1 protein-coding gene is annotated in these 6,000 nt (G+C 32.0%); it reads right to left on the reverse strand.

Annotated elements, in window-relative coordinates:
- Positions 1-216 precede the first annotated feature (216 nt).
- On the reverse strand, positions 217-5,991 hold the full coding sequence (locus J3U20_RS07530) for a leucine-rich repeat protein (RefSeq protein ID WP_221410890.1): 5,775 nt from the start codon (positions 5,989-5,991) through the stop codon (positions 217-219).
- Between the last annotated feature and the right edge of the window lie 9 nt (positions 5,992-6,000).

Genomic DNA, 6,000 nt, shown 5'->3' on the forward strand with positions numbered 1-6,000 from the left:
TTTTTAATGAATAATTGTATGGTTGCTTTTAAAATTAACATAGCATATTAATAAATTGTCAAATTGTATATTTTATATATCTTTCTCTTCATAGATAAAAAATTCAAAACATATTATAAATTAGATAGAGTAACAAATATCACGAGGAGAACGATAATTCTCCCCGTGATTTAAAATATAATAAAAAAATAAAATACTTAAAATAAATTAAAAGAGTTAAATTTTAATAAATCTTTTAACTGCAATTAATTTATTGTTACTGTCATAAATGAAAATCAAATAAATTCCTTTATTCCAAGAGTTATTGGTTTTAATAATAGCCTTGTAAGTATGATCCGGGAAAGTTTGGTAAAATTCAGATTTACCAAAAAGAGAGACAATATGATACCACTTAAAAGGAATATTAGATTCAAGAGTAAGGTTATATAATACTGGATTTGGATATAACTTAATGTAGGCATTAGCAGGATATACCATCCATTTTTCAGAATGATTATCCTTCCCTTTATTACCGTTAGTATCCGGAACTTTAGACAGGTCTATAACTAATGTATAGTTACCATCCATATAATTATATTGTTTTAAGCCTTCAACAGTAAAAATAGTTTTATCTTCACTATTGGTTATAGTTACGTTATCCAGAAGGATTGTTTCAGAATTACCTTTTCTAAGATAAATGGCCTCCTTAGTAAAATTCACCGGCATATTAAATTGAATAGTTACTTTATCCACAGGCTGTCCATCATTAAGAATACCTGAAACATTAATTACATTAATTTGAGGAGATTGAGTCCAACCGGCTTCTTTACCTGTTGACCCCTTATTTCCGTTAGCATCTTCTATATCATTGGTTAATACACGGAATCTGTAATACCCAAACTTCATAGTTTTAGATCCAATATACACGCGATAATTTCTTTCATCGATTTTATGTATTGTTATGCCGGAGTCGATTAAATTTTTACCACCCTGGCAAGACAAATAAAGATCTTTGTAAGTAAAAGTTGCAGGATTAATAGGAGTATTGAATCTGACATCAACATAATTCAAGCTTTCATAAATAGTTTTTTCAGGAACATGAGTAATAGCCTCGACCCTCACCGCATTATTTTTATTGATTTTCCAATAAACGGTATAGATAGCACTATGTATAGATTCAAATTTATCGATGACATGTAACTTATTTTCATAAACAGGATCCGCATTATCATGTAGTGTACATTGGGTTAACCAGAAGTTATCCAACGGAATAATCACACCATCATTACGAACAATCTTAGTAATCACATATTTGCCGTTCCAAGGATCATTGATTAAACCATAATTCCATCCTTCTTTAGAAGGAGTAATTTCAATTTGAGATACAAAAGTATCGGGATTTTTCTCTTTAATTACGATATTTTTAGTACGGAACACTGGCTCAGTTCCACCGCTAGATAAGAATAACGAGTCAGGAAAATCTTTTATATCTTGATTATCATTAACTAAGAAGTCATTTATGCCATCATCCTGATTACCGTATACTCGGATACTTTTAATCAATTCATGAATTTTAATACCACCTACTAAGCTAAGGTCCGGATTACCAAAACTATTAGAATGAGAAATTTTTGCTTCGAAATCTATAAAATGACCTAAAAGAGAGCTGGTAAACCACCATTGTCCAACCGCAGTTTTACCACCTTCTATAGTTCCGAAATCGATATTGGTAATTCCCAATTGACGTTTTTTACCGTTAAAGTTGGAACCAATAATATCAAAATCAATAGCTAATCCTTTTTGATTATCAATAATTTGTGGTTGAGCTGAACTAACATGTACATTTTTAGCCGTTCCCATTCCTTTATTGTGAATAATAAGTCCCAATTCAGCCGGGATGATAGGTTCAATGTCTTCGGTTAACGGATCATCCCCGAAAATGTTTCTCTGCATAAAATAATCTAGATAAATTTCAGGACTAGGATGGACATCCAAAATAGATGGGAACAATTTAACCGTAGTTACTTCATCAGTCAAAGGATTGGTATACGAAAGAGTACCGCCGAAAGAATATGATTTCTTTTTATTAGGAGCTGCCTTCTTGGTAGGAATAAATAAAATGGAGGCAAAACCTTTTTTGCCCGGGTCTAAAGATCCGGTACCATCAATGGCTGATAAATCTGTAAGAGATTTAATATTAATTTGGAAAAGGTCATTAGCTAAGTTGCCTTGATCATCTCTAATTTCTATATCAAGCTTAATATTAGTAATCTCTTTTTGTTGGCTACCATTAGTTAGAGTAAAATTCCCTTCAAAAGCTTCTCTTGTCATAACCATTTTTTGCTTAATGTCTAATGAAACTTTAGCACAAACGGAATTTTGTTTGCGAGTAAAATATTCTTTAGCTTCTTTAAGCCTGTCTGCATATAATTCATCTATAGAATCATATCCTCTGGAACTTACATATTCTTTTATAGAAATCATAGTTTTCAAATATTCATTAAGTTTAGTTTTATTTACTATGTCAGGATAATTATCATTAGGAGTATAAACTCCATTATCCCAAGCTTGAAGAGTTAAATTCCATCGAGTAAAAAAGTAATCCATGGTAGAAGAGCTTATATCAGAATTAGCAAAAAGGCTTTTGATATTGGCAATATCTTGAGGTGTAAAAGGTTTATTGTCACCTAAGTGAGCAGCAGTTGCATTTGCGAATTGTAAAAAAGAAGAGGAATTCATAATTGAATTACCATAATATTCAGCATAATAACTATTTACAGTGTTTATAAAATTAAGTATAGCTTCCATATCATTAATCTGAATCTTGTCTGAGCCAGATTTTTGAAACTTATTTATAATATCTTCTAACGCACAATTAAAAAAGTCATATAAAGCTACAACACAGCTTATACCTATACCAAATTTACTCGGTTTTTTTTCTAAGAAACCTATCAGGCAAAGTATTATATTTTTAGTATTTACTCCTGAAGTTATAAAACTATAGGCGCAGCCTATATATGGAGGAAGTGGGTTACAACTTATAATTGCTCCACCAGCTTCAATAAGGCATGGAGGTAAAGGGGTACAGCCACCCGATATAACAATAGGAATAAACCCACCACTTCCAGTACTCACGCTTCCATTGGATAAATCCAAATGCCCCGAAGAATTATTGTTATTGCAACCTGGGTTAATATGGGTTATCTTGTAAGAAGATTTTTTAACTGTAGTGTTACCGCACTTGTATTCATAAAAAACTTTAACATAACTTATGCAGCCATTATTTTTGTTAACCTTATCATCGTTTTTATCCTTATTACTATTATTATTATCTGAATTATTGTTATTATTATCTGAATTATTGTTATTATCATTGGAACCATTGTTGTTATTGTTGTCTTCACCATTTCCATTGGAACCATTGTTGTTATTGTTGTCTTCACTATTTCCATTGGAACCATTGTTGTTATTATTGTTGTCTTCACTATTTCCATTGGAACTATTATTGTTATTGTTGTCTTCACCATTTCCATTGGAACCATTGTTGTTATTGTTGTTTTCACTATTTCCATTGGAACTATTATTATTTGAATTATTCATACTCATTACTACCGGTATTTGTATAGCCGTTAAAGCAGGAATGTTTACTTTATTAACTAAAGGGGTAAATACGTAATTATTATATGAATCAAATTGAATTTTAGCATTTTCTGCCGCGATAAGTCCTTTATTGGTTAAAGTAACCATAAAGCTGTACGTATTACCCGGTTTAAGATCCGGTAAGGGTTTAGGGAATTCCATAATAACCACCGGTTGAGGAACATTGGTTTCATAATCAACTTTTAAATCGATATCATATTCATCTTCAATTTCTGTTGGAGTTACCTCCCAGGTATATGAAACCCCCATGTAAGAAATAAACACCCGTTGATTATTGAGTTTACCGGCGTTTATTAAAATATTATTTTTATAACTTTCATGCTTATCAGCAGAAACAGAAACGGTATAATACCCTTCCGGAATACTATCCAATTTATACAATCCATTTTGGTCGGTTAATCCTTCGCTCAACACCTTACCGGAAAATGGATGTGAAATAACCACTTTAGCATTTTTAACATGAGGTTTACTTGGTGTATTATAAGAATATTCGTCAACCACATCCACCCATAAAGATCCAACATTTTCAGAAACAAACTCAATGTCAAAAGGAATTAATATTGAATTGGCTTTTTCGGTATTTACGGCTATGGATCCTTTGAATGGTGAATTCAAAGGAAGATCCGACTTACCTGTGAGCTCAATAGTAAAGGTAGCAGTTTGTCCCGGCGGTAAATTATCAATTGAAGCAGTGGCCGGACTTAAAATTCTGAACCAATCCTCAGAAGGTAAAGAAAGAGAGATTTTGCCCGTATTTTCTTTTCCGGAATTAAAAAGAGTATATTCAACCAAACGTTTTTTACCTTTAGTTATAGTAATATCTTTAGGAAACTTTTTCACCTCCAAATAAGCTTTACCTGTAGTTGCGGTAAATTTAGCGGAGAATTCAGCCAAATTACCTTCCTCTGCTTTAATGTCGAAGGCTGCAGACTCGTAATTATCAGTCAATGTAACCTTTTTAGCGTTAAGCTTGTATTTTAAAAAAGCTGATTTACCCGGTACTAAAACGGTCAATGGTTCAAAAGAAATAGAATAACTATCGGAATTAACTTTAGGATGGACAGTAATAGTATGTAAAGTAAGATGGGTTTTATTTTTAACTTCAATAGATCCTTCTACAGTATTGTTTACTATCCCTTTAAATATAATATTGCTGTCGATAATATCTATACCTAGAATAGTAAAATCAGTTTGCGCTGCAGAAGTAGAGATATCAGGATGAGAGGCTCCCACTTGATAAAAACCGAATTCTTCATCAAAAGGGGTGAAGGTGTAGGTAAACTCTCCTTTGGTATTAGTTTTAGCAAAAAACTCCCTTTTTGTACCTGCAGTAACTATATTAATTTTAATATTTTTATCAATGGCAGGGCTTTTATCAGCCAACCGGGCTTTACCATTAAAAATTATTTTTTCCCCTCTGGAATAAATGGATTTATCTAAGGGGTTTATGCTCACTTTATATTCAGGTGATAAATGTATTTTTCCTGCAAAGCTTGAGTAATCTTCCAATGGGATATCCGCTGAGTCCTTAGGAATGATCACAGCAAGTAAGAAAAAATTACCTAATTTATCAGGGAATGATATTGAGGTAGTAAAAGAGATTTTATCCTTGGCAGGTATAGTTTCAGAGATAGAATGTTTAGCAAGTAAATAATCGTTATCATCCCAACGATCATCCTCAGATAAAAAATAAGCTACTTCACCATTATTATTAGCTTCGGATTTACCCTTATTTTCAAGAGTAGTGGAAACTAAAAAAGGGGTATTAACCGAGAAATCTGTATCGGGTAAATTTAAAGAAATAAATAAATTGGCCTCTTTAAATTGAAAATCTTTCCATTGATCGGCTTTTGCGTATAGTTGACGAGAAGAATTAGGAACTTGTAACAAACAGTTATTTTTATCAACCCCATTAAATACATTTTTACCCAAAGAAGGCGGAATTGTATTGTTACTGGTAATAGAAACTAATTGTTTAGCACCATTAAAAGCCTCTGTATCAATTTTTTTAAGCGAGGCAGGTAAAGTTATTTCTTTTATTAAAGAATTATAAAAAGCCTCTTTCCCGATAGTTTTTAAATTTTTAGGTAAAACAATGAAACCGTTGAAATATCTAAAAGATCTATAAGGTAATGATTCAAGATAATCAGGAAGAATAACTTTACCGCCTACCTTATAAAAAGCATCTTCACCGATAATTTTAATCAGGGCATTTTTAGATAAATCAATAAGTTTTATATGCTCAGAGCCTTCAAAAACCCCCTTACCTAAAGTATGTAAATTGGGAGCTTTACTCAGATCTATCTGGTCAATTTTAGAATAGTAGAAAGCATCAACCCCCAAAGTATGCAAATTTGGAGC

The sequence above is a fragment of the Apibacter sp. B3919 genome, assembly GCF_026537405.1.
GTDB lineage: Bacteria > Bacteroidota > Bacteroidia > Flavobacteriales > Weeksellaceae > Apibacter.